Here is a 26,065-nt window from a genome sequence, read left to right as displayed (position 1 = left end):
GAAGAAGAATGAGAAAAAGCTGGACTATAGAGGAAGATTGTAAGTTGCTAACCTTGGTGCGTCAGCACTTTTCCGCGCTGGTCAGCCATAACCGGCTGAATGCCACAATGCCATTTAGCCAGCAGCTCCACGCTGCATTTGACTCACCTGACCGCGATGCCGCAGCATTGCTTTATCGCCTCGAACAGGCAAAAATCCTGGGATTTGCCAGCCGTCCTGGAGGCGATCCCACTAAACAGCCGTTTCGCTGCCTGATAAACAATGATTTGGCGCTATACGATTACAGACTCACCTTTCCCACCCTCAGAAAAGCATTGCATCCAGATACCGTTGCGGCAGCACTAAACCACTTCACGATTAGCAATCCACACGAACCTCTGCCCAATACTATCAATGAAATTGCAACAGCCTTGCATCTTGCCCCCATGCAGGTGGAAAAGATTCTGCTCGAAAGCGGCCAAATAACCATCAATAGTTACCGTGAGTGTGAGCGTGTTGGAGAGATAACTATCAATAATAATAATCTGCAAGATCTCATCTCCAGGCAAATTCCTGACATAACGCTGATTAAAGAGATTAACGCCTGTCGCGCCCAAGTCTCTCAACTTTACCACGTGCATGAACGTGATGGCGCTGAGGTTATTTTCAGTTCCGACGGCACGGGGTTCGGCAAAAGCTATGGCGTGATTCAAGGGTATGTTGAATATCTGGAACGTTTCGCCAAAACCCAGCAGCCAAATTACCTGTTTCCCGAAGGCGGCTTTACCAACCTGTTGTTCATGTCGCCGCAAAAATCACAAATCGACCTGGACAGCAACCAGAAAGAGAAAATTCTGGCCGCTGGTGGCGAGTTCATTTGCGTTCTCTCTCGTAATGATATTGCCGACCTTGATTTTATGGACTGGGCCTCTGGCCTGAAAAACCGCGAGCGCTATACCCGTTGGTATAAAAATGCCAATAACAACTCCCTTATCAGTGTTGCTATGCGTTCACTTAATCACCTGGTTTCGCAGATTGATCGTTGTGAAGAACAACTGGCAACATTCAATAGTCAGCATACGGATTTTGATATAGAAATAATCAAAGACCAACTAAAGAACTACCGTCATAGTCTTCGCAACACCATTGTATCGGCCTGCAAGTCATTATTTGAACGGAGTAATGGTGAAACGTCGATTCAAGAATATATTCGCCGCGGACTGCTTGCTCGCAGAAAGCGAGAGCTTAACGCGATGCAGGGAAAACCTGCGTCAAAAATGAGCGTACACGAAGTCTACTTCGAGCTTATCAAGCAGGTATTGCCTTTCGAAGTGTGTCAGTACCGCCCATCGGTGCTGTTAATGACCACCAAAAAATTCGATACATCAACTTATCGCCTGACACCTCGTAAACGAGGCGAAGGTGTGAATTTTGAGCCCGTAGGTTTTGACCTGCTCCTTGGCGGCAAGCTGAGCCCCAAAGATCCTCAGATCAGCACCGTTGCAGCTGTAGGCCACGCCGGGCAGGTTGCTTACCTTCGCGATGAACATTTCAAACGTAATCCAGATTGTCCTTTTCGCCAGAAAAATATTCACTTTACGGTGATCATTGATGAACTACATGAAGCCTACACCCGCCTTGAAGAAACATGCCATGTGAAGCTAATCACACAGGAAAATAACCTGGCGCATGTTATCTCCGTCGCAGGACGTATTCACAACGCGGTACTCAGCTTAGAGCGCCGAAACAAGCCCAAAGAAGCGCAAACGACCTTTGAGCAAGAGATGGTCAAATTCATCACTACTCTGCGCAATTTACTGGCAGAAAAGTGCGAACTATCCCCCGGTACAACGCTGGAATCGATCCTAGAGATGTTTCGCGACCAGTTAGGGGCATTTGAAGTCAACGGCGACGCCGCCGAACGCATCATCTCAATCACCCGCAACGTATTCAGCTTTAACCCCAAAATGTACGTCAATGAAGAAGGGCTGAAACGCATTCGCATGCGCAATAGCGAAGGCGACATAACGCGCACCGAGCTGTATTACGAAGTCGAAAATGATGCCAATGACACCAACCCCACCCTGCACGATCTGTTCCAGTTGGTCTCCGTCATCCTCGCCGCCTGTTCTGAAATCACCAACCGGCACTTTAAGCGCTGGGTAAAGAATGGCGGCCAGGACAACTCCAGCAGCCAGAATACGCCTTTGGGCCAGTTTGTTGACGCTGCCAATAACGTAGCTGGCGTGGTGCGACATATCTTCGATCGCACCACCGATAAAAACTTGTTGATTGATCATTTCTACACTTACCTGCAACCCAAAACCGTATTCACGATGACGCCTATAGCTGAACTCAATTACGTGAATAGGGGAGCCGAGCGCACAATTATTCTGGCGTTCGAAATGGATCTGGTACAAGAGCTGCCCGAAGCCATGCTGCTGCGTTTATTAACCGGCACGCACAATAAAGTAATTGGGCTTAGCGCCACCAGCGGTTTTAGCCACACCAAAAACGGTAACTTCAATCGTCGCTTCCTGGCACGCTATAGCCGCGACCTTGGCTACCGGGTCGTTGAACGCGAAAAGGCAGATATCGACACACTTAAGGCACTACGCGGGTTGAGGGCCAGTATCCGCAACGTCGACTTCAGGGTGTTCGATGATAAGCAGTTAAAATTGACCGATATCTACCAAAATTGTGAGATCTATCGCAGGACGTATGACAACTTTTTCGACGCGCTGAAGAAACCGCTGGAGTACGACCTGAAAAATACCTATAAACGGCGTCAGTACCAGCGGGAACTGGAAGCGTTATTGCTTGCCGCCTACGAGGGTAAAAACAGCCTGATTTTGTCACTTTCAGGGACATTTAAGCGGGCCTTTATCAGCGCCTGGCGCACTCATCAATCAGCCTGGCGTCAGCAGTACGGTATGCACTCCCGGTGCGATGAAAAAACGGATAACGATAAGAAACATGACCAGATCCTGACCTTTACCCCATTCAAAGGGCGTCACACCGTCCATTTGGTCTTTTTCGATTCACCACTGGCTAATGTCGAAGATATCAGGCAAGAAACCTATCTCCAGAACAGCAATACCGTACTGGTATTTATGAGCAGCTACAAAAGTGCAGGCACCGGCCTCAACTACTTTGTTAAATACCATGACGGCGATATTAATGATATCAATGCACCACGTCTGGATGTCGATTTTGAGCGCTTAGTGCTCATCAACTCCTCGTTTTACAGCGAAGTAAAGGACAACAGCGGCAACCTCAATACATTACCTAACTACGTTACCGTGCTTAAACACTACGCCGATGACGATATTACCGTCCACAAGCTGGCCGATTTCAACGTTAATTTTGCCCACGGCGAAAACTATCGCCTGTTAATGGCCGAACATGATATGAGCTTATTCAAAGTCGTCGTGCAGGCCGTAGGGCGGGTCGAGCGTCGCGACACGCTATTGAAAACAGAAATCTTTTTACCCCGCGACGTGTTCCGTAATGTTGCATTCCAGTTCGCCGCTCTCAGTGAAGATAGCGGTAACGAGGTAGTATCAGAAAGCATGTCCTTGCTTAACCACCGCCTCATGGAGGAGTGCGAAAAGCTGAGTCAGAGCCAGTCATTTAGTGATGCAGAACAGCGGCATGCGTTTGAACAGGCTATCGTAGAAAATGGTCGCCGCATCGATGCTGTTCATAAGCGAGTCCTGAAAACCGACTGGATAAATCAGGTACGCGCCGGCAACCTTGAATATCTCGAATTGTGTAATTTATTCCGTGATTCTGACTCCTTTACCGATCCCCTGCGTTGGCTGGAAAAACTTCAGGCTAATTCCTTGTATGCCGCCAATCGGCAAATGCAATCTATCCACCACGCCCTGTTTATCGATCGCCAACAGGGCAACCAAACTATTTTACTTTGCCACAAACGCGGCCCGGATGGACTTGTCCACAGAGATTATTCCGCCCTGTCGGATTTCGCTGGCGGCGCAAGAGAGTACCGGCCAGAGCTCACCCTCTTTCCGCAGTATAGAAACGATGTCGATTTTACCCCTGGCAACCTGGTCGGCGAGTTGATTCGTGAATGTAACAACATCCAGGAAACGGCATTCAAAAAATGGGTACCCAACCCCAGGCTAGTTCCGTTGCTCAAAGGCAATGTCGGTGAATATCTCTTCGATAAAGTGCTAAAAAGTTATGGTATTACCCCACTCTCCGACCAACAGGTGTTTGAATGCCTTGAACCGCTGGTATATGAGTTTTTTGACCGCTTTATTGAAGTGGGTGACGACCTGCTCTGCATCGACGTTAAACGCTGGGCAACGCAGTTGGACGATTTAACGCGGGCAGAAGAAACGCTTGAGAAAAGCAACAACAAGATTCGCCAGATCCGTAACATCACCAGCCAAAAGGCCGATACAGAGGGGCAGAAACAGCTTCAGGCGGTGCTGGCAGGCCGTTACGAACGCATTCGATTTGTCTATCTGAACGTCGCCTACAGCCAGAACCCCAATAATCTGATGTGGCAAGATAACGTGGATCACACGATCCACTACCTTAACCTGTTGCAAACCGACTACCAGTACTATCAGCCCAAAAATCGAGAGAGCGGACGCGCTCAGGAAAACTCGAAACTGCGCACGATGTTGGATATTAACCCAATGCTACTAACCCTGCTGGGTGTAGAAAAGTTGCCGACTAAAGGAAAAGCATCATGATCCCTAATCTGAATGAGCTGACGGATACTCCGATTGCCCGTACCAATTTGATCAAGCTTGAAGACGATCAGCTGACGACCATCCAGCGTCTATTGGCCCCTGTATCTAATATCTATACGATAGACTTTATGGTTCAGCGCTTTACTAAAGAGCGAAAAGAAAAATCCGCTGATTACTATGCGCGAATTCATCAGGAGGTAAAATCTTGCGTGCGGCAGAAGCTTGGGCTGGAGGCCGGGCAGGAGGTAAAATATGAGCTGCATTGCTTACCCAATTACCATCACGTCTTTTTTTTCCTGGCGCCTGCAACTGCGCCGAACAGCCCGGCTCACAGGACGTTGGCAGAACGTATTGAAACGCTTTGTCAGCAGCTCACCGCTGAAAATTATGACCTATCTCGCCTGATTCAGGGATTGTTCAGTCTGCATCTGAAAATGGTAATGCTGGAACAAGCCAGCGAGCGCTTTTCGGTACCGCCGACCTACTTCAACTCTACGTTCTATCTCAACGCTCGCCTGAGTCAGCCCGTCACGCAGAAAAGCGGCACTGGAGTGATGGAGGCATTCGAACTCGACATTTATGCATCAGAATATAACGAACTCGCCTTTACCCTGCACAAACGAAAATTTCTGGTCGAACCGGAGGATGAATTACACCTCTCTCTGGACGATACCAGCGTGTGGTTTAACATCGATAATCGTCGGCTCAAAGCCCGACGCAAACTCGATGCCCGGGATAGCAAACTGGACTTTTTTCGTGAGCGCAGCGGCTATGGTGAATGCCAGGCCTATACCTATAACGTGGTCATGAATGCTGCCTGCGAGCGGCTCAGTGAACTAGAGATCCCCCATCAACCTATCCCATTTCAGGCCACCCACGAGGTCAATCAGTTCGCTACCGACCTCGATCAACAGCTGGCTAATACGCTGTTGGTGGTTAATAACGGCGTCGAATTCAGCGCCACGCAAGAAGCTTATTTCTTTGACGCATTAGCCATCCAGTTCCCCGAATATCAACTCTGGCCGCTGACATCGCTTAAACATTCTCAGCAAACCGGCTTTTCTGAGCTGCCCGCCAATACCTCTATTCTGGTGCTCAATGCGGTAGATGAAGAACGGAGCAACAGCATCCGCCAGCAAGTTAATGAATCTGTTGAGTACAATGATTTCTATGCGGCTTTTGCCGACGCCCGAAAACAACCTGAACTCAATTGGGATACCTATACCCAACTTAAACTGGATCGTTTGCAAGGGTGGCTAAATCAGCAACCGCTACCTGTGGTCTTGCAGGGTATGAATATTGATCGCAAATTGCTGGATGCGATTGATCTTATTAATGAACGCTCGGCGAGCGACCCTGCTCAATACGAAATCGATTTTACGAAGCCTCACAGCCGTCTCAAATCAGCAATTACCTTACTAAACAGTAAGATACGCCGAACGAAAACCGAACTATGGTTCAAAGAAAGCTTACTCAATCAGCATCACATCCCACTACCAGATTTGGCGGACGGGCACTATACCGCCTATGCGGTACGCAAAACGAAAAACAATCTCTCTCTCCTTGGGCATGTTGAACTAAAAATTGAGCACGGCCAACTTAGGGTGGTTGATACCGGGATCGCTGAAGGTAAATTAGGCTATCTATCCGTTGATCATCCCTCTCTGGGACGGTTAAAGAAATTATTCGACAAAAGCTTCTATCTCTACGACCACGTCGCAGACGTCCTGCTGACTACCTACAACAGCGATCGCGTGCCGCGCCTGATCGGCCCAACACAACTTAATATCGTCGATTCATACGCTTATCAGGAGCAAGAAAAAGCGCTGGCGGAACATAAAGGGGATAAATTTAACGGGTACACCATCACCCGCTCAGCAAAACCGGAGCAAAACGTACTGCCCTATCTGATATCACCAGGCCGTTCAAAACACGACTCGCTGACCAAAGCGCAAAAAATGAAGCATCACCATATTTACTTGCAACCGCATGAGAATGGAGTATTTGTTCTGGTAAGCGATGCTCAGCCTATAAATCCTACTATTGCACGGCCTAAACTCGTAGAAAACCTGCTGATATGGGATGCCCAGGGGAAAGCCGTAGATGTATTTAGCCACCCGTTAACTGGCGTTTATCTCAATAGCTTCACCCTGGATATGCTCAGGAGCGGCGAAAGTAGTAAGAGTTCGATTTTTGCCAAGCTTGCCCGATTGATGGTGGAGAACTAGTGGAAAATTTAGGGCGGTGTTTTTAGAACTCGTTATGTGTGAACCTGACTCCACACATAACGAATCCCCCACTCGCAAAACAACGATTTTTCGTGATAATCATCACAAAAATAAAGCAATTTTTTATGGGGGCTTTAGTGGGGGCGCTGTTTAGTTATTTCTTCAATAAAACCAATAATAAATATCATGTTAATCGCCGATATGATTCCGAGTCCGGCACCACTAATTCTTAAGACCCGCCCACAAGGCGGGTTTTTGCTTTTGGATCTGGCAATAACCTTCACGAAAAAACTTAGCTTATAAGGTCTGGGGGAATTACTCTCGCCACGTTAACGAGAGTAATTTTATTGATATTAATCTCCTGATACTTTACCCCGTCCAAATTCCAGTCGCTGCACGTTCACCATCCCAGGCTTCTCACCTGCGCTGACATCAATTTGTGTCACCCGCAGCGCATACTTTTCATCCAGCGCGTTTAACCAATTCAGCAGGTCATTAAACACCACAGGTTCTATCCAGACTTGAATATTCTCCCCACGCTCGGCTATCCGTTTGATGACCACCGAGTGCGCGGAAGCACTATCACTGATAACCCGCGATACCTGCGCAGGCGTTGTTGTGGCGGAGTTTCGCGCTGCAATAATATCCGGCGCGGCTCGCTTCAGTCGGGTGTTCATCGCCTCCAGCTGCTGCAACATCGTCTCCTGTTGCTCAATCCGTTCGCTTAAAGGCTGCAAGATGAAGACGTAATATCCGGCACTAAACAGGAACACTACCGCAGCCAGTAACATGCCCTTTTCGCGCGGAGAACGCCCCGCCAGGTGTTGTGCCAGCCAGTGTTCGCCAAGGCTTAACTGGCGTTCACGCCATTGCTGAAAATAGTGAATAAATTTATCGCGTAACATGTTATTTCCTCCGCAACGTTACGCCGCCGGAAACCGCATCACCCTCTTTCTGTAACGCGTCCTGTTGCACAACATAATCTGCCGCCAGCGCGCTACGCAGTTTGTCGAAACTGGCAAAGTTTGCGGCCCGCAACTGGAGATGAAGCGTCTGGCGTTTTTGATCAAAGGTGAAACCACGCATCTCAATGTCGGAAAGTGACGCTGATTTCAGGGTGCTGGCTATCGCTGACAACTCTGCGAGCAGCTGGGTATCGTCAGTCTGTGGGCGATATTTTTTCAACGCCATCGTCACCTGAGAGCGTAAATTCACAATCCGTTTTTGCTCCGGGAACAGCGTTAAGAACTGTTTCTCCGCCTGGGCGCGGCTTTGCGCCACCTGTTCGCTGACACTCCATAACGTCACGCCCCGTTCCACTGCCAGCGCAACCAGAATCAGCAATATCGGCAGAATCATCACCCGCCAGCGCGCCCACTGTTTTCGGTAGCTGACACGAGGCTGCCACGGCCCTGTTAGCAGGTTCCCTTCAGGTTCGCCATAAGTGGTAACGGCTGGCAGGGCCGTCACTGTCAGACGTTCAGCGTCTGGGCCAGCCCATGCAGATAGCTCTTCCGGCGCGATTCCGACTACGGTCAGCGAAAGCGGTGACGCCTGCTCATTGAGCTGTGCGCGGAACATGACCGGGGCCAGCGCCCGCCCGGCGCTCCATCCACGACATTCATCGATGCGGCAAATAATTCGCTGTTCATCGCCAGCCAGATAACCACAAGGAATGGACATCCAGTCCGGTGCAACGGTGGCGCGAGTAATGCCGTTTTCCTGTAACCACTGCGCAATGTTGCGCATATGCTGCTGGTGAATCACTGCTACGGTTGCCAGTTGCTGGTCGATTTTCAACGCGGCGAAATGCAGTTCGTCAATATCCTGATTCAGCTCTTCTTCCAGTAAGGCAGGCAGAATAGTTGGTATCTGCTTGCGAGGCACATCAGGCAGTTCAACCTGCCAGACGCTGATCCATTCGCCGGGAATGTAGAGTCGAATCGCATCAGTTTGCAGCCATTGCTGGAGATGTTCGCCAGCAACGTCAGGCCATATGCCGTGCTCCACGTCGGGTGTACGGCGCTGCCAACGGATGGGATCAGCGGCGCAAAGCGGGAAAAAAATCTCAAGCATGGAACTCACTCACTTTCTCCTGTCTGATGCCAGAGAACCGAAAAGTGTTGTGGGCCCATGCGGACAATTAACGAATTCATCGTCAGTTCAATCTCATTCATGGTGATATCTGAACGCAGCCAGAAGTAATTGCTGTCCACGCTCAGGACGGTTTTTAGCTGTTTTTTAGTACGCTCATCGACGTCAGCGAGTAGCGGCTGTGCGAGAAACTGATCGACATCTTCCCAGCCCTTCGCCGGACGTTGTTGTAATAACGCCCGCGCCTGAACAGGGCTTAACCACGGGTCAAACAGCGCCTCAAGAATCACACTTTGCGTGACGTCTAAGGTGTTGATGTTGATTTGCTGGTGGGTCATCGGCAGCGCACAGACCAGCGGTTTCAGTCTTTGATAAAGTCCGGCGTCCATTCCCTGTACCACGCGCATTTCGCTGATATCGGTCAGCGGTTGATTCGCGGCGTAGAACGGTACCGAACGGGCGAGATACTCGCTGTCTTCACGGCCCAGACGCGTCTGCACGCTGCGGTCCTCGTCAATAAATTCCCACAGGCTTTCGGCTATCAGTTCGGCCCGATAAGCAGGCACATCCAGGCGCGAGATCAGGGCAATCAGTTGTTGTACCGCGAGCGGACGCGACGCCGTTGTTGGTTGAGCAAGGGCATTCAGGTTAAAGCAGGCCTGAGCGTCACGCAGAGTGACGGCAATTTGCCCCTGCGGCAGTGGCAACAAACGAGGGCCGGAAGCCCACGGCTGCGCCAGATGCACGCGCTTTTCATTTTTCAGGCTCAGACTGAGTGCGCTCAGCGCCAGGCTTTCTGCACTGGCGCTATACCACAGCGCCTGCTGGTACTCCTGCTGGCTGCGCGTTCGCCCAAGTTGTTGCTGCATCCGCCCGGAAAGCGTGATGGTTACCAGCATCATGACCGCCAGCAATACCAGCACCACGACCAGTGCCATTCCGCGTTTTGGTGGTGAGGTGATCATGATAATTGCGGCCCGCGTAACAACCAGATGCGTTCAATCTCGCCCCATTGCGGCGAATGCAGAGTCATGCGCACTGCCACAGGGATCGCCTGCACTGATGACCAGGTTTCCTGCCAGCGAGTGCCGTCGTAAAACTGCAAACGAAGTGAATCCGCCGGAATCAACTTTTGCGTTGTTGGCTTCACGCTGCCTGCGGCATCGGTCAGCGGCCAGGCTAACCGTTCGAGATAACCGTCATGAATGCGGTAACCGACGGTGAGCAGATTACTGCGCGGCAGACGCATCAATGGATTAACCACACCGCCGCGCACAAAGCGTATTCCTTCACTCTCAGAGGCCAGCACGCCAGCGCCCGCCAGTAACGCAGGTTCTCGCTGACCCTGATCGCCTCTTACCGGACGCGGCATCATTTGTGTCAGATCGTGGGTCAGAAAACTCATCGTTTGCTGCATGAGGTTCAGTTTTTGATCGTGTCCGGCGACGGCGCTATTCACGCGTGTGACGCCGTTTGTCACCTGCTGTGCCATCAGTGCCAGTGAGGCAAAAATGGCTATCGCCACCAGCATTTCCAGTAACGTGAAACCAGCGCGAGTCCTTTTCACTGTTGGCCTCCCACGGCGCTAAACCAGGCGCGTCGTGACTGAATCACTGACGAAAAGTCTTCATGAAGACTGACTTCAATATCCACCGCCTGGAGCAGCGCATTACCGGTATTCAGTGGTGTGGTTCGCCAGAACCAGCGGCTTCCTGCCATATCGCTCTCGCCCTGATGCCTGACCGCCCGTTGTTCGCGGGTCATCAGGTAGAGCAGTGCGGTCTGGTTTTCAGCTACCCAGCCCGCTACCGTTTTTTCCTCAAGAATTTGCTGATTACTCAGCGCGCCGCTGGCGATCTGTAATACCGCCGTGGCAGCCAGCGCAAAAATCGCCAGTGCGATCATCACTTCCAGCAAGGTAAATCCGCGCTTCATGGCATCCTCTCATCACATTGATTGAGGGATAACGCGCCATCGTGCGCCAGCTTTACCGCCCAACACGCGTTTTGCGCCGCCGAGTAGAAGCGCAGCGTAAACGGCGCGGCGGGTTCAAAAGGCGAAAAACGGATCTGCGGCGTCTTCTTTTTCGCCTCTTTTTGCAGCTCCAGTTCAATATCGTGCAGCGTCAGGCGACGGCGTTGCAGCTCCAGCGCATATTCCTTCTGCCAGATATCACTGCCGGGTTGTAGCAGCATTTGCACCTGTTTCGCCACCGTAACCTGTGCCGATAAGCGGGTCGTAGAAACGGGCAGCCACTGCCCGTGACGACGCTGCATAAACTGATAGCCAGGAGGATCGATTAGTACACCGAGTGTTTGTCCTTCGATCACTGCCCTGTCCTTAAACTGCGCAAAGCGAGTCAGAAAATCCTGCGCCGCTTTTTTCGCGGGCGATTCAGAATCGGTCGAAAAAGTCTGTACCACGCCCGCACTGGCAAGGCCGATAAGGAAAATCACCAGCATGATTTCCAGAAGAGTGAATCCGCGTTTGGGCACTGATTACTGAAACTCCTGCAAATTCCAGTTACCGATATCTGCGCCAGCACCTTCCCCGTTTTCCTGACCATCCGCCCCTAAGGTGTAAACATCAAACAGTCCTTTTTCACCCGGGCTGAGATACTGATAATCATTGCCCCACGGATCCTTTGGCAGCCGTTTGATGTATCCACCAGGACGGTAGTTGCGGGCGTCCGCCATATTGGCCGGTTGCTGGATCAGCGCCTCAAGCCCCTGTTCGGTGGTCGGATAACGCCCGTTATCCAGTCGATACATATCCAGCGCGTTCTCCAGCGCCACGATATCGCTGATGGCTTTTTGCCGATCTGCTTTCTCTTTGTTGCCCAAAAGGTTAGGCACCACCAGACTTGCCAGGACGCCAAGAATAACAATCACCACCATCACTTCCAGCAGGGTAAAACCTGCCCGTGGTTTTTGTGTGCGGGATAACGAATTCATGTGATAACTCCGTAAATTACATTCCAACCATATTGTTCAGTTGCAGCATCGGCTCGAGGATGGCGATGACGATAAACAGCACCACACCCGCCATCATCACCACCAGAGCAGGCTCAAACAGCCCCAACGCCAGCCCCACCTGGGTATCAAATTCCCGTTCCTGGTTGACTGCGGCCTGTTCAAGCATGGTTTCCAGTTCACCGCTCTGTTCGCCGGAGGCGATCATGTACAGCATCATCGGCGGGAACAGGCGCAACTCCGCCAGCGCAGCGCGCAAGCTGCTTCCTTCGCGGACGCGATCTGCCGCCAGCAGCAGTTGTTGCTCGACATAGCGATTTGCCGACACGGCAGCGGCGGTCTGAATGCCTTCCAGTAGCGGAACACTGCTGGCGGTGAGGATGCTTAACGTGCGGGAAAAACGCGCCGTATTCAGTCCGCGCGCAACACGCCCGGTCACGGGCAGGCGCAGCAAGGTTTTATCCCAGCACAGGCGCATAGCAGGATTTTTGAGTAATCGTTGCCCCAGCACCAGAAGCCCCAGCAGACCTGCCAGCCAGTAAACGCCGCTGGTCTGCAACGCGTCGCTCATAGCGATAAGAGCGCGGGTGGAGGCAGGCAGCGCGTGTCCGAGATGATCAAACTGTTCGATAATTTTCGGCACCACCGCCGTCAGCAAAATAGTGACCACGCCCGTTGCCACCACCAGCAGTACCAGCGGATAGAGCATGGCCTGCAGCAGGCGTGATTTCAGGCGCTGTCGCTGTTCGGTGTAATCCGCCAGGCGATTGAGCACCACGTCGAGATGCCCGGATTTTTCTCCGGCAGCCACCATCGAACAAAACAGGGAGTCAAAGACGCGGGGATGTTCGCGCAGGCTGTCCGACAGGGTGTAACCTTCCTGAATCCGGCTGCGTAGCGCCATTCCGAGGCTTTTTACATGCAGTTTTTCACTTTGCTCACTGACCGCCTGTAAGCAGGTTTCCAGCGGCATTGCTGCCTGCACCAGCGTTGCCAGTTGGCGCGTGAACAGCGCCAAATCTGCCGCCGCCACGCGACGATGTGCGTGTCGCCAACGCTGCAACATTCCCCCTGACGAAGCATTCATCCGGGCTTCAATGTGTACGGGGATAAGCTCATTACCGCGCAACAACTGGCGGGCATGACGCGCGGAATCCGCCTCAATCATGCCTTTGGTTTTGCGACCATTACGCTGTAACGCCTGATAGTAAAACAGTGCCATTACATTACGCCTCCATTGTTACCCGCAGCACTTCATCGAGAGAGGTTTCTCCGGCGAGCACTTTCTCAATGCCGTTGCTGCGGATACCCGCAGAGTGTTGCCGGACATAACGTTCCAGCTCCAGTTCCCCGGCCTGACGGTGGATCAAATCACGCAATGTGGCGTCTACCACGATCAGCTCATGGATGGCAGTACGCCCGCGAAAACCTTTGTGATTACAGGCGGGGCAGCCCTGCGGATGGTACAGCGTGACGGTACGCACATCGGTAATTCCCAGCAGGCGTTTTTCTTCATCAGTGGCAGGCGCGGGCTGGCGGCAGTCGGTGCACAGTGTGCGAACAAGTCGCTGCGCCATCACGCCCGTCAGGCTGGAAGAGAGCAGGAAAGGCTCAACGCCCATATCCTGCAAACGCGTGATCGCCCCCACCGCCGTGTTGGTATGCAGCGTGGAAAGTACCAGGTGTCCGGTCAATGACGCCTGGACGGCGATTTCTGCGGTTTCGGTATCGCGGATTTCACCGACCATCACCACATCCGGGTCCTGACGCAAAATCGCGCGCAGGCCACGGGCGAAGGTCATGCCGACGCGGGTGTTAACCTGTGTCTGACCGATCCCTTCAATCATGTATTCGATGGGGTCTTCAACCGTGAGAATGTTGCGCGAGTGGTTGTTCAGCTCCTGCAATCCGGCGTACAGCGTGGTGCTTTTGCCGGAACCTGTCGGCCCCGTCACCAGAAAGATGCCGTGCGGTTTGTGCAGTAGCTGGCGCAACTGCGCGGTCAGTTCATGGCTCAACCCCAGACGCTCCAGCGTCAGGCGGGCCTGGTTTTTGTCCAGCAGTCGCAGCACCACGCGCTCGCCCCAGGCGGAAGGCATGGTGGAGACACGCACGTCAATCGCCCGACCGCCCAGCAGCAGCGCAATGCGCCCATCCTGCGGTACGCGTTTTTCGGCGATATCCAGCCGTGCCATCACCTTAATACGCGATACCAGCAGCGAGGCCAGTTTGCGCCCCGGACGCAGCATTTCATGTAATGTGCCGTCAACGCGAAAACGGATCACCAGACTCTTTTCAAACGTCTCGATGTGGATATCCGAAGCGCCTTCTTTAATCGCCTCTGCCAGCATGGCGTTGATCAGTTTGATGATCGGCGCATCGTCGTCACTTTCCAGCAGATCTTCCGTTTCCGGCAGTTCTTCCGCGAGGGTAAAAAAGTCCTCGGCAGAACCGAGATCTTCCATCAGCTGGCGAGCCTCGGAAGAGTCACGCTGCCAGACCGCATTCAGCCGCTGTTCAAATTCGGCCTCGTCGATTTGCCGCAGCGTAAAAGACGCGTTCAGCCCCCGCTGCAGCTCCTGCAAAACAGAGAGTGACAACGGATGCACATGGAGGATCTCCAGCGACGCTTCGCACCATGCCACCAGGCTAAACCGACGGCTGAAACTGTAGGGCAGACGCACGGTGTTAGCGGTGGTTTCCTGTGCTACAGGCACCATTAACGCGTTCTCCCGGCATTAAGGAACGCACGAACTTCCGGCGGTAGAGCCTGATTTTGCGCTGGCAGTACCGGCTGCGCGGTGTGCGGCATCAGGCTTAAGCCTTGCTCATCGCGATAGATCTGCTCGGCGCGCATGTAGTTATATTTGCGCTGCGACACGCCGTCTGCCGCCATACCATCACGCAGAATGGTCGGGCGGATAAACACCATCAGGTTACGTTTTTCTTTTTTATCCGCCGTCGATTTAAACAGGTTACCAATCAACGGGATATCGCCCAGCAGCGGCACTTTCGCCACGCTTTCTCCCGCCTGGTCGTCCATCAAACCGCCAAGCACGATCAGCTCACCATCGTTTGCCAGCACGGTGGTTTTCAGTTTGCGCTCGCCAAACACGACGTCGAGGCTGGTCTGTCCTTCCACCTTCGACACTTCCTGCTCAATCACCATCTGTACCGCGTTACCTTCGTTAATCTGCGGCGTGACTTTCAGCATGATGCCGACTTTTTTCCTCTCTACCGTGTTGAAAGGATTGCTGTTATTGGAGCCAACGGTAGATCCAGTTAATACCGGAACGTCCTGGCCCACCATGAAGAAGGCTTCCTGGTTGTCCAGCGTGGTGATGCTCGGCGTGGAGAGCACGTTCGAGCTGGAGTCGTTTTTAACCGCCTGTACCAGCGCCATCCAGTCGCCTTTCACCACGCCAACCGCCGTACCGCTAAAGCCAGAAAGAAGCTGGGCGAGCGTGGAGAGATCGCCGTTAGTATCCGGGTTAATGGTGGTGGCACCGTTTTCGCTGATCACCGTGGAGCCTTTCTGCGGTTTCGCCTGAGAAATGGCTGCGCCCAGCGTACCGATAGGGATCTGCGTACCGTTAGCAAACTGCATTAATCCGGCATCTTTCGACGCCCACTGCACGCCGAAATTGATATTGCTACCTTCGGCAACTTCCACGATCAACGCCTCGACGTGCACCTGAGCACGGCGAATATCCAGTTGTTCAATCACGCTTTGCAGCGACTGCATGATGTCCTGCGGCGCGGTGACAATCAGGGCATTACTGTGTTTGCTGGCGGCGATGGAGACAACCTCACGCCCGCTACCAACCGTGCCTTCCGCCTCTTCTTTAGCCGCTGTGAGCGTGCCGCTGACCTGTTTCAACACATCGACCAGATCTTCGGCTTTGCTGTATTTGAGATAGAACACCTGGCTGTTGCCGCTGCGCTCCATTTCTGAGTCCAGACGACGGATCAGGCGGCGCATTTTGTCCCGCGTGGCCGGGTCACCACTGACAATCACACTGTTGGTGCGTTCGTCGGCGACAATCTGTGATTTCAGCGTTGCAGGCTGGTTCTCGCCGCTGTTTTTCGTCAGGCTTTCCAGCACGCGGGCGATTTCCGAAGCCGAGGCGTTATCCAGCGGGATCACCTCTTCAGTGCGATTTCCCGCGTGATCCACACGCTGGATCACTTCTGTCAGCCGCTCCACGACGGAGGCGCGTCCGGTGAGCATAATTACGTTGGAGGGATCGTAATTAACAACGTTGCCTGAGCCTGCGCTGTCGATCATCTGGCGCAGAATCGGTGCCAGCTCGCGTACCGACACATTACGTACCGGCACGACTTTGGTGACCATTTCATCGCCCGCGTAGTTGTCGCTGCCTTCACCAACCAGCGGCAGCGGCTCGACTTTCGCGGCACTGGATTTCACCACCTTCAGCACGTCGTTTTCCATCGGTACGACGGCATACCCCTGTGCTTCCAGCAGGTTAAGGAATAACTGGTAATACTGGCGTTCATTGAGCGGCGTCATAGTGCGAATACTCACTTTCCCCTGAACGCCCGGCCCCATAATGATGGTTTTATTAAGGTTAGCGCCGACGGTTTCGATGAACGATTTCAGGTCGGTATCTTTAAAATTAGCGGTGAAAGTGGCTTCTTCCGCCCAGACCGGTGAACTGCATAATGCCGCTGCCAACACCAGCGGCAGTAAACGCTTTTTTGTTTTGAGGCCAGTTGTCTTCTTACGCCAGACCGACAACGTAATATCACGCCAAAACACGATGAATGATTCTCCTGGATTAAATGCGGTTAGCGCAGCGCGATGGAAATGTCGTGGCGCGCACCCTTGCGTAAAACCGTAAGTTGAATGGAATCCATTGAAGGTAACTGCCGCATCAGAGCAATCATTGCTCGTTGATCAGTGAAATCCTGCTGATTGAGCGCAATGGCGATATCGCCTTCCTTAAAACCGCTGGCATCGAACAGAGAACGATCTGCCCCCGGCTTCACTGCATAACCGACAATCCCCTCCTTACGCACAGGCGTAAGCTGGATATAGTTAAAAATTTTCTGCGGATCTTTCGCCAGTGCCTGACGCACGGCAGTCGGAATCTCAACTGGCGCACTGACAGCAGGTTCAGCAACAGCTTGCTTTGCTTCGTCACTGGCGGCTTTTTTGCTGGTCACCGCCACAGGGGGGCGTTCCTCCTCTGCCAGACTCAGACGTTCCATTTTCCCCTGATAACGCAGCATCACATGGTCGCGGTTGATTTCCTCAATCACCGCGTTGTGAGAACCAAGCCGTTCCCCCTGCAAATAGACCTGCTGTTTGCCGCCTTCTTCAATAACCGCGCCAGGTCTGGCACCAAAGGCGATCCCGCGCAGCACCACATTAAGACGTGTTTCTGCCACAGGCACAGGTTCAGGTTGTTTTACCGGTGCGGCGACGGGCTGATATTTGCCAAACCAGTTTTGCTGGCTGATTAATTGCACGTCATTTTTATCGAACGTTTTTGCATCTGCACGGGGCGGTTTATTCGCCGATGGGGAAACCGCCGTATATTCCGCAGAAAAGGAGAAATAGCGCCAGAGTGAATGCGCCACTTTTGCAGAAATAATAAGCAGCATCAGCCAGAACATCGCGCGTACAATTTTTCGCAGATGCTCTTTGTCTGTATTAAGAGATTGTCTCTGGTTAAGAGTGTGACGAATTTTTGTCAGCCATTGAATGAGATAAATTCGTGCGTCACGAAAAACAACCCGCGCCAATTTATATACCCGACGTTATGCTTTGACTATTCCACAAGTAGTGCGATCCAGTTTCCGCTGATACTGGTTACCTGTACGTGTATCATTAATCGTTATGCTGTAATTAATTCCCTCGGTGATCATTAATTTCACCGTTGGGTCTGCACACATTTGTCGTTGGTAGCTGGTTAAAAAGGCGTCAGGCGTCTGCGTGGTCTGAGCACCCGCTTCGCTGATGATGGTCATTTTTACCGTCGTGCCGCTGCTTTGCGCCAGCACTAAGGTATAACCCGCAGATTTAATCGGCAGGTTTTGGCTGATATTTTGCGCCTGTTTTTTCGCCAGTAAACTGGCATTTTCATTATGGCTGGCACAGCCACTTAATAATCCTGTAGCGCTCAATAATAGCGATATTAATACCCTCCCTGGCATCTGTTTTATCGACATGGTAAATAATCTCTAAGGTTATTAATAAGAGTTAAAATGTCACTTTGATAATGACGGGGTTATCATTAAAACAATGCCTGTAGATAAAGTGTTGCTATACCGCCCAGACTTAAACACGGTCCAAAAGGCAGTGTGGTTGATCCTCTTTTTGTAATAACGGCATATATCAGGCCGCAGCATGAGGCGATTAAAGCCACATTGGGCAGCGACAACGCGCCCACCCAGCCACCTAACGCGGCGAAGAGTAATACATCGCCCATGCCTAATGCTTCTTTACGCAGAACTATTCCGGCTATCCAGCGCAGGGAGTAAAACGTAATAAACCCCACCAGAGCGCCGGTGACTGAGTCTTGTAGCGTTAACGGGCTCTGTTGCGCCCATGCCGCAATCAGTCCTGTCCACAATACGCCCTGAGTAAAAACATCGGGCAGCCATTGGTTATCAAGGTCGATGATGCTCGCGGCAATCAGCCAGGCGGATAATATCATCACCGCCAGCCCCCATCCACTTTCCGGCCAGACCAGACTCGCCAGCAAAAAAGCGAGTGCCGTCAATAACTCCACCAGCGGATAACGCTTGCTGATTTTCGCCTGACAATCACGGCAGCGCCCTTTGAGCATCAACCAGGAGAGCAGCGGAATATTGTCACGAACGCGGATAGTCTGCTGGCAATGCGGACAGTGCGAACGCGGCAGCGCAAGGCTTATTTTTGACTGCGCACTCGACATTTCACCGTGAAACTCCGCTATTTGTTGGCGCAGCATGATGGGGTAACGCCAAATCACCACATTCAAAAAACTGCCGATGATCAATCCTCCGACGGTTGCCAGGACGGGCATCGCCGCAGGGTATTGCTGAAAAACATCAAAAAGCATGGTTAAAGGTTATTTGTTGTAACTTGCCGGATGCGGGCCTGCAGGTGTATGCCATACGGCTTTCCTCCAGGCCCGATAAGCTGGCGCAACCCGGTGCGCCTTATTTCATGCCGGATGCGGCGTGAACGCCTTATCCGGCATACAGGCTTACTCAGCTGACATCTTATGCTCGGTAACCTGATTAATGGTTTCCGGTCCCTGTTCCGGTTTCGGCAGCTTGAGTGACGCCAGCGTGTTGTACGCCGACTGGCTCACACCGCCCTCGAAGCTCATCTCGCTCGCCCCCGGCAGCTGGTAAGCATTCGCGCCCGGATTCCATTTCTTAAAGAACTCCGAAAGATCCGTCTGGGCGACCCAGGATGCACACAGCATCAGCTTGTCGGCAGCGTTACCGTTGGATTCGGCACAGTAATTTCTTTCGCCAAACTTGGTTTTGCCAACATCATCGCCGCGTGCTTTACGGTGCATCAACTGGAACAGGTTCCAGCCTTTCATCCCTTCACGATCGCTGTAGAACGCTGGCAGAGAGCCTTCTGGATACCACTGCTTGATATCAAAGTTTTTCTCTGCCCATTCCTTCAGCTGCGCGTACATCAGCAGACGGTCACCCGCACCGCCGCGCGCCCATGCCTGACCATTGCTCTCCTCCAGATATTCCGGCGCAACGGTAATATCGTCAGCAACACGGTTCATCTTGCCGAGATAGCGATCCTGCATGTACAGCGCCAGCACGTTGTTCGCCACTTCAGTTGCACCCGGTACGTTCAGCGGTGTTTCTGCAGCGTTATGACCGACTTCGTGCCAAATCAGCCAGTCGTTCAGCGGCGTCGTCGGCAGCGTGGTGCTGTTCGTCGAGAAGCTGCTGTTCATTACCGGATAACCCGAATGCGCATCACCGATGGAGATCTGCACATCGTTGGTGAAACGATGCTTGTGGCCCGTCAAGTTTTTATAGGTAAACATCCGGTGCTTACCGTCTTCATCATTACGACCGTAGAAGTCATTCATCGAGCTGGCAAAGGTATCCAGATCTTTAGCGAATTCTGCTACGCCACCAGTGAAATTGCTGGCCTCAAGGTTCTTCTTCGGCGTGGTGTAGACGAAAGCGTCTGATTCCAGCTCGCCCAACGGCGCAGGAGAGTTCAGATCGTTTTTCCATGCGCCGTCTTTATAGAACGGTGCTTTTACCACGCCAGTAAAGGTGAAGCTGGCAGATTCATTGGTAGAGCTATTGCCCTTGATATAAATCAGGCCACCGTAAGGCACCTTGAACTTCACCGTACCGCTAGCGTCCAGAGAGTACGTTTTAGTCACTCTTGGCGGACGGTTCAGCGCAACTTCATGCTTCTCACGTCCGGTCAGGTCGTCAGCCAGCGCCACGGTGACGGTCACAGGGACTGACGCCGAAGACTTAATGGTGACGTCCTGCTGGGCCGGTGCCCACAGGCCGGTAGATTGCATGTTACCCGCAAACCATTTGGTCGGATTCGAGTACAGGCTGATGGTTTCAGTAACGTTCTGCCCCTCTTCCGATACCGCTCCCGGATACTTCTCGACATCAACTTTGATGTTCAGATCCCACCAGGAACGGCCCAGCATCAGGCGCGTCAGCGGTTTTTCCATATAGTTGAGCGGGTAGCTCGGGTTCATCATGCCTGCTTTGCTGCCTTCACCGTAGATCATCTTGTTATCGATCAGCGATTTTTTCAGATCTGCAGAACACTTGGTGCCACCTGCATAGGCATCATTGGCGTAGCAGTTCAGGAACTCGGTGAACGTTTTAAAGCCCAGCTCGTCATTTTTGCCTTCTTCATAACGATAAGCCGTATCGTTCCACAACCAGACCGACATGTTCTGGTACAAACGCTCCAGATCGACGCTGTTCAGACGCTCACCTTTACTGCCTTTAGTACGGAAATAAAGCTCATGCTGATACAGGCGCTGAATGTTGGTGCCTAAATCCGCAGCCTGCACCATCGCTTTCGCCGTGTTGGCGTCAAGATTCAGTTGCGTATAGCGCGGAACATACATGCCACCAGTAACCGGAACCCCCGTGCCAGGACGATATTCCAGGCAGTTGACCTCATAGTGGTATGCCGAGTCCTTACACTCCTGTAATCCAGGAAACTTCTCAAAGATTTTTGCCTTTGCAGCCTCCAGAGACTCTTTGGTTTTAAACTCCGCCTCATCAATAAAGGCATAGCGCGTTTCCTGTTTGCCATCTACATCTTCCAGCCAGCTGGCAACTTCCAGCTTCGGTTTGTCATCAGGTTTGTTATCTACCTGATATTTCCACTTAACTTCCCCTGTCTCGCTATCGATGGAGTATGGCAACGCACCGTCTACGGCAGGATAACGTTCATAGACCCAAATGCCCGTTGCGCGCTGCTGACGAACGCGGTTCGGATACCCTTGAGGATCATTATTCACCACCGACTTGTTCAGTGCCATTGACAGGCCTGCGGCATCAAGCAGGCGCACAAAGCCAGACGCGCTCTCTTCCTTAAGATTGCTCATCACGTTTTCCATGATCAGCACCGAACCGCCTTTGTCCAGATAGGCTATCAGATCGGTCACATCCTGCTGGCTCAGCTTCGGTTTGCTGGTATCTGCACGTAGAGGCACTGCATAGGGATCACCAGACCACTGAGTCACATATTCAAAGCCGTTGAGGATCAGCAACGGAACTTCTTCCGGATTCAGATCGCCATAGCTGGTCAAATGTTTAACAGAAATACCTGCGAAATCCGGATGGAAGCCAAACGCAGCACGGCTCCCCGTAACCTGGCCATGATTTTTGAAATAAACGTTTTCCAGGTTCGTACCCACGGTCATTGTGCTCTTGGTATTTGGCTGCCAGATGTCGTTTGACAGATAGCGCAGTACGTTCTGCATGAAGTGCTTCATGTCATCTGAATCACCGCTGAGCGTACACTCACCTTTATCATTAACACCACCGGCCCAGCTGTAACCATTCGGGCAACGCAAAATGCTGTTGTAGTGCGGGTTACCGATAACCATCAGTTTGCCCTCACCGACTTGCCCCAGCGAAATAAACGGCAGATTGAAGGTGGCGGTATCGCGCGTTACGTTCTCTGGCTGCACAATGGAAGGCGCTTCCGTAATGTACGCCAGCTCGTTTTTATCCCAGGCGCGTTTTTCGCCAAACGCCAGCCAGTAGTTTTTATCATTACGCGCCATCAGAATCGGGAATGCCGCGTTGGAGATATTCACCACCGCCTGACCGCGCGCATTTCCCGTGCTGCCATAGAAGTTGGTAGAGTCATGGAATACATGGAACTTGCTGACAGACTGGTAGTTCGTATCCACGCCCCACAGCTTGTTGATAACGCCCTGAATCTGGCCGTCATTAACATTGCGCGTCGTCAGCGAGAACCAGCGAGCCTCGTTACAACCGTCGGTTTTCGCACAAATCGCGGTATCGATCTCTTTGGCCTGACCCGTCTTAAACTGCTCGATAAATTCGTTAGGCAGCACAACGTTTTGATCGCCTTCATCCAGCGTCGCGCCATTGGATAACGAGAGATTGATAATCTCGTTGATGACGTTGGGATATTCGGCAAAGATCTTGCGTACATCGTCCGGAACAACTCGGGTATTATTTTGTCCGGCTTTCGAATAGCGGTGGATAAGCTGATCAACATTCGCGCCGTGAACTTCATCACCCAATTCAGTCAGCGCAATAGTCGACTTATTGCCGCGTACTGAGCCCAGTTCAAAGGTATCGATACCAAAGGAGATGGTTTCGCCCCAGCTAAAGGAGAATTTACCGTTTTCGTCAGTTACGCCACGGCCTGAATTGGTGTAGTAGTCTACGCCAGCAACACCGTTCCCCAGGCTATCCACCAGATGGCCTTCGGAAAGAATGATTTCAGTTGGTTGATACTGATAAAACTGTTCCGCGTTAGCCGACACAAAGGACGCGTTCAGATCCGGTTTTGTTCCCTCTGTCGTGACTGGCACTACCGTTGAGGTATGGGTGGACGGCGCTTTATCAGTCGCAGCATTGTTTTCCACCTCTTCATTGACCAGCTTGCTGAAATCGTTTATTGCCAGATCAATTTGCTTATACAGTTTTTCAAAACGCGCGCGATCAACCACTGACGAGAAAGTAAGACAAAGCTGTTCTGCATCTGCGGGGCAACTGTCGCTGGACGTCACCAGAGAGATGGCGTTGGTTTTCTTATTTGCAGAATCCGCCAGCTCCTGCGCGTCCTCAAGACTAAACGACACTTTGTCAACCGCACGCAGGCTACGCGCAGTCTCTGACTGGGTGTTGAATGTTGCAATGGTCGTACTGCCCACCACACAACTCACGGTATTGCCTGGCGTAAAGGTAAAGCCGTCGCTGGATTCACCATTACAGGTAGCACCAGTTACCCGCTGGCTTCCGCCCAGGGTCAGATACCCCGTTTTCGTAGGAACAGGTTCTGGCTCCGGTTCTGGTGTCGGCTCTGGATCGGGTGTCGGGTCTGGTGTAGGTTCTGGGTCCGGCGTCGGCTCAGGTGTCGGTTCCGGGGTTGGTATTGGATCGGGTTTCACTTCCGGCAAAGTCCCTGCTCCAGAATCTACAGACGGCGTATCGGAGGACGATCCTGAACCACCGCCATCACAACCGGTTAATAAGGTTGCGCTTAAAATAGCCGCTAAAAGCGATTTTTTATATTTAAATTTCTTATTCATTAATAACGCAAGTGACAAAATAAAATTAAAGAATTTGTAACTGGGAAAATAGTTTTATGCTTTATTTTCTCTAATAACTTCCTCCATTCTTAAGAAAACGGCATCATTTATAGAAAAACAGGTGAAATCTATAAGAATATCCCCTATACGATATCTGTCAGGTTATTTTTACGAAATTTCAACAAACAAAAAATCAACAACTTTTCACAGCGTAACCATATAAATTCGTTGATAGTTTTAACGATTTAGATTGCAAAAGCAACAGATAGAACGGTGTTTGCTCATCAAGCGAACATAATTAATACAGACTTGTTTTGCGTGATAAAAAAACAGATGTTCTCACACCCTTAATTATTTAGTATGTTATCTGAATGCAATACATTATTACTGTATAGATAATAAAGCAGGAAATGATTTTAAATTAATAAGACAGAATAATGTAAATGAAGCCGGATGATATTAACGATCATCCGGCTTTATTGATTTACGAAACTAACATCCCGGTAAACACATACGCCTGCAGCAGGGTGATAATGCCGATAACGCTGGCAAAAATCAGACTGTGCTTCACGGTGTAGCGGAACAGTTCAGATTCTCGGCCCACCATACCTGTCGCGGCACAGGCCACGGCGATAGATTGCGGGGAGATCATCTTGCCGGTCACGCCACCGCTGGTGTTTGCTGCCACCAGCAGGGTGTCAGAGACGTTGATTTGCTGCGCCGTCGTTGATTGCAGTGAACCAAACAGGGCGTTAGAAGACGTATCCGAACCCGTGAGAAATACACCCAACCAGCCAAGGAACGGTGAGAAGAACGGGAACATCACGCCTGTGCCCGCCAGTACCAGCGCCAGCGTGGTGGACATACCGGAATAGTTGGTGACGAAGGCGAACGCCAGCACCATGCCAATCGACAGTATCGGCCACTTCAGGCTAATTAGCGTTTCGGCAAAGACACCAATACCTTTCTTGATCCCCACGCCGAGGATGAAGATCGAGATAATCGCCGCAATAAAAATAGCGGTGCCGCCAGCGGAGAGAGGGTCGAATTTAAACACCGCATCCATTGGCGTTGGCTGAGCGACAATGGGTGCCGCTTTCAACACTTGTTGATGCAAATGAGGGATCTGGAAATTAATCACCAGCGAATAAAACGCACCGCCCGGAGCAAATAACGCTTTAAATGGTTTCATCGTCCAGATGGTAACCAGTACCGTTAAGATTAAAAACGGTGACCATGCACGAATGATTTGCCCCAGACTATATTCTGAAGGCACGGGACCGCCAGAAGATGGCTTATTTACCACCATCGCACCTGCGGATTGCCCCATGCTGATTGCCGTTTCGGTATTTTTCGGCCGCCAGACTTTAAGGAATAAAGCGAGTGAGACAATACTCACCAGCGCCGAAGTAATATCCGGCAGTTCCGGACCAATGTAGTTAGAGGTAAAGAACTGCGTGACAGCGAAGCTTCCCCCTGCAACCAGCGCCGCTGGCCAGGTCTCTTTCACCCCTTTCCAACCGTCCATCATTGCCACCAGCCAGAATGGCACAAGAACCGACAGGAACGGTAACTGACGTCCCGCCATTGCGCCAATATCAAACGGATCGATTCCCGTTACCTGACCAGCGACCAGAATCGGCACGCCCAACGCACCAAACGCCACCGGCGCAGTGTTGGCAATCAGACACAACCCCGCCGCATATAACGGTTTGAAGCCCAGCCCCACCAGCAGAGCACCTGTAATCGCCACCGGCGCGCCAAAGCCAGCCGCTCCTTCCAGCAGTGCGCCAAAGGAGAAACCAATCAGTAACACCTGCAAACGCTGATCGTCGGTGATGGAGATAACCGAACTGCGGATAATATCAAACTGGCCGCTGGCAACGGTTAATTTATACAGGAATACCGCCGCGACAATAATCCACGCAATAGGCCATAATCCATAAATAAAGCCATAGCCCGCAGCAGCAAATGCCATATCAATCGGCATTTTAAAGGCGAATATCGCAATCAGGATAGATAATATAAGGGTTATTGCTCCGGCAACATGTCCTTTCAGACGTAATACCGCGAGTGCAACGAAGAAGAATATTATCGGGATCAGGGCGACCAGAGCGGATAGCCCCAGTCCTCCCATCGGCATATACATTTGGGTCCAGGTAACCATATTGTTCAGTCTCTTATTATCTTTATATGCTTGATATACTTAAGGTTGTAATAAGCAAAAGAGGACTGAACTGTAAAATATAGGCGTTATACTTTACAGCAACAGTACGCCGCTAACGCAATTG

Annotated in this window: 17 protein-coding genes; 2 read left to right on the top strand and 15 right to left on the bottom strand. The window is 51.7% G+C overall.

What is annotated here, in order from left to right; all coding sequences use genetic code 11:
* Nucleotides 1–8 precede the first annotated feature (8 nt).
* A complete protein-coding gene (locus HEN33_RS00425) occupies nucleotides 9–4,706 on the top strand; it encodes a hypothetical protein (protein WP_176262843.1) in 4,698 nt (1,565 codons plus the stop codon).
* Nucleotides 4,703–6,934, top strand: coding sequence for a hypothetical protein (locus tag HEN33_RS00420; RefSeq protein WP_176262844.1), 2,232 nt, complete (start codon nucleotides 4,703–4,705; stop codon nucleotides 6,932–6,934). The genes HEN33_RS00425 and HEN33_RS00420 overlap by 4 nt, the downstream gene beginning before the upstream one ends.
* Nucleotides 6,935–7,287: 353 nt before the next feature.
* Here the strand turns inward: HEN33_RS00420 and yghD are convergent, their stop codons facing one another.
* The 15 genes from yghD to glcA all read right to left on the bottom strand — a co-directional run bounded on the left by yghD (nucleotide 7,288) and on the right by glcA (nucleotide 25,941).
* Entirely contained in the window at nucleotides 7,288–7,839 is a 552-nt protein-coding gene (gene yghD, locus HEN33_RS00415; RefSeq protein WP_176262845.1) for a GspM family type II secretion system protein YghD, read from the bottom strand.
* 1 nt (nucleotide 7,840) lies between these two features.
* Nucleotides 7,841–9,019 carry a type II secretion system protein GspL gene (gene gspL, locus HEN33_RS00410; protein ID WP_176262846.1) on the bottom strand — a complete coding sequence of 393 codons (1,179 nt, stop codon included), beginning with the start codon at nucleotides 9,017–9,019 and terminating at the stop codon, nucleotides 7,841–7,843.
* Nucleotides 9,016–9,993 carry a type II secretion system minor pseudopilin GspK gene (gene gspK / locus HEN33_RS00405; protein WP_176262847.1) on the bottom strand — a complete coding sequence of 326 codons (978 nt, stop codon included), beginning with the start codon at nucleotides 9,991–9,993 and terminating at the stop codon, nucleotides 9,016–9,018. Before gspK ends, gspL begins: the two co-directional genes overlap by 4 nt.
* Nucleotides 9,990–10,595, bottom strand: coding sequence for a type II secretion system minor pseudopilin GspJ (gene gspJ / locus HEN33_RS00400; RefSeq protein WP_129707995.1), 606 nt, complete (start codon nucleotides 10,593–10,595; stop codon nucleotides 9,990–9,992). The genes gspK and gspJ overlap by 4 nt, the downstream gene beginning before the upstream one ends.
* On the bottom strand, nucleotides 10,592–10,963 hold the full coding sequence (gspI, locus tag HEN33_RS00395; RefSeq protein WP_105268460.1) for a type II secretion system minor pseudopilin GspI: 372 nt from the start codon (nucleotides 10,961–10,963) through the stop codon (nucleotides 10,592–10,594). Before gspI ends, gspJ begins: the two co-directional genes overlap by 4 nt.
* On the bottom strand, nucleotides 10,960–11,523 hold the full coding sequence (gene gspH, locus HEN33_RS00390; RefSeq protein ID WP_176262848.1) for a type II secretion system minor pseudopilin GspH: 564 nt from the start codon (nucleotides 11,521–11,523) through the stop codon (nucleotides 10,960–10,962). The genes gspI and gspH overlap by 4 nt, the downstream gene beginning before the upstream one ends.
* A 3-nt stretch (nucleotides 11,524–11,526) precedes the next feature.
* Complete coding sequence (gspG, locus tag HEN33_RS00385; protein ID WP_176262849.1) at nucleotides 11,527–11,982, bottom strand: type II secretion system major pseudopilin GspG; 456 nt, start codon at nucleotides 11,980–11,982, stop codon at nucleotides 11,527–11,529.
* 16 nt (nucleotides 11,983–11,998) lie between these two features.
* The gene (gene gspF / locus HEN33_RS00380; RefSeq protein WP_176262850.1) at nucleotides 11,999–13,222 is read right to left on the bottom strand and encodes a type II secretion system inner membrane protein GspF; all 1,224 of its coding nucleotides are present in this window, start codon (nucleotides 13,220–13,222) and stop codon (nucleotides 11,999–12,001) included.
* Nucleotides 13,223–13,226: 4 nt separating this feature from the next.
* Entirely contained in the window at nucleotides 13,227–14,720 is a 1,494-nt protein-coding gene (gene gspE, locus HEN33_RS00375; RefSeq protein WP_000249374.1) for a type II secretion system ATPase GspE, read from the bottom strand.
* Nucleotides 14,720–16,780, bottom strand: coding sequence for a type II secretion system secretin GspD (gene gspD, locus HEN33_RS00370; protein WP_000498829.1), 2,061 nt, complete (start codon nucleotides 16,778–16,780; stop codon nucleotides 14,720–14,722). The genes gspE and gspD overlap by 1 nt, the downstream gene beginning before the upstream one ends.
* 29 nt (nucleotides 16,781–16,809) lie before the next feature.
* Nucleotides 16,810–17,769, bottom strand: coding sequence for a type II secretion system protein GspC (gspC, locus tag HEN33_RS00365; RefSeq protein ID WP_032185103.1), 960 nt, complete (start codon nucleotides 17,767–17,769; stop codon nucleotides 16,810–16,812).
* Between the two features lie 15 nt (nucleotides 17,770–17,784).
* Nucleotides 17,785–18,195 carry a type II secretion system pilot lipoprotein GspS-beta gene (gene gspS2 / locus HEN33_RS00360; protein ID WP_001332998.1) on the bottom strand — a complete coding sequence of 137 codons (411 nt, stop codon included), beginning with the start codon at nucleotides 18,193–18,195 and terminating at the stop codon, nucleotides 17,785–17,787.
* 65 nt (nucleotides 18,196–18,260) lie between these two features.
* A complete protein-coding gene (gene pppA, locus HEN33_RS00355; RefSeq protein ID WP_176262851.1) occupies nucleotides 18,261–19,070 on the bottom strand; it encodes a prepilin peptidase PppA in 810 nt (269 codons plus the stop codon).
* 147 nt (nucleotides 19,071–19,217) lie between these two features.
* The gene (gene sslE, locus HEN33_RS00350) at nucleotides 19,218–23,774 is read right to left on the bottom strand and encodes a lipoprotein metalloprotease SslE (protein ID WP_176262852.1); all 4,557 of its coding nucleotides are present in this window, start codon (nucleotides 23,772–23,774) and stop codon (nucleotides 19,218–19,220) included.
* Between the two features lie 484 nt (nucleotides 23,775–24,258).
* Nucleotides 24,259–25,941: a glycolate permease GlcA gene (gene glcA, locus HEN33_RS00345; RefSeq protein ID WP_000259279.1), complete on the bottom strand. Its 1,683-nt coding sequence runs from the start codon at nucleotides 25,939–25,941 to the stop codon at nucleotides 24,259–24,261.
* Between the last annotated feature and the right edge of the window lie 124 nt (nucleotides 25,942–26,065).

This window comes from Escherichia sp. 94.0001, assembly GCF_013369155.2.
GTDB classification, from domain to species: Bacteria; Pseudomonadota; Gammaproteobacteria; order Enterobacterales; family Enterobacteriaceae; genus Escherichia; species Escherichia coli_F.
The sequence above is the reverse complement of the archived record's forward strand: the minus strand, read 5'-3'. Positions and strand labels throughout refer to the sequence as shown.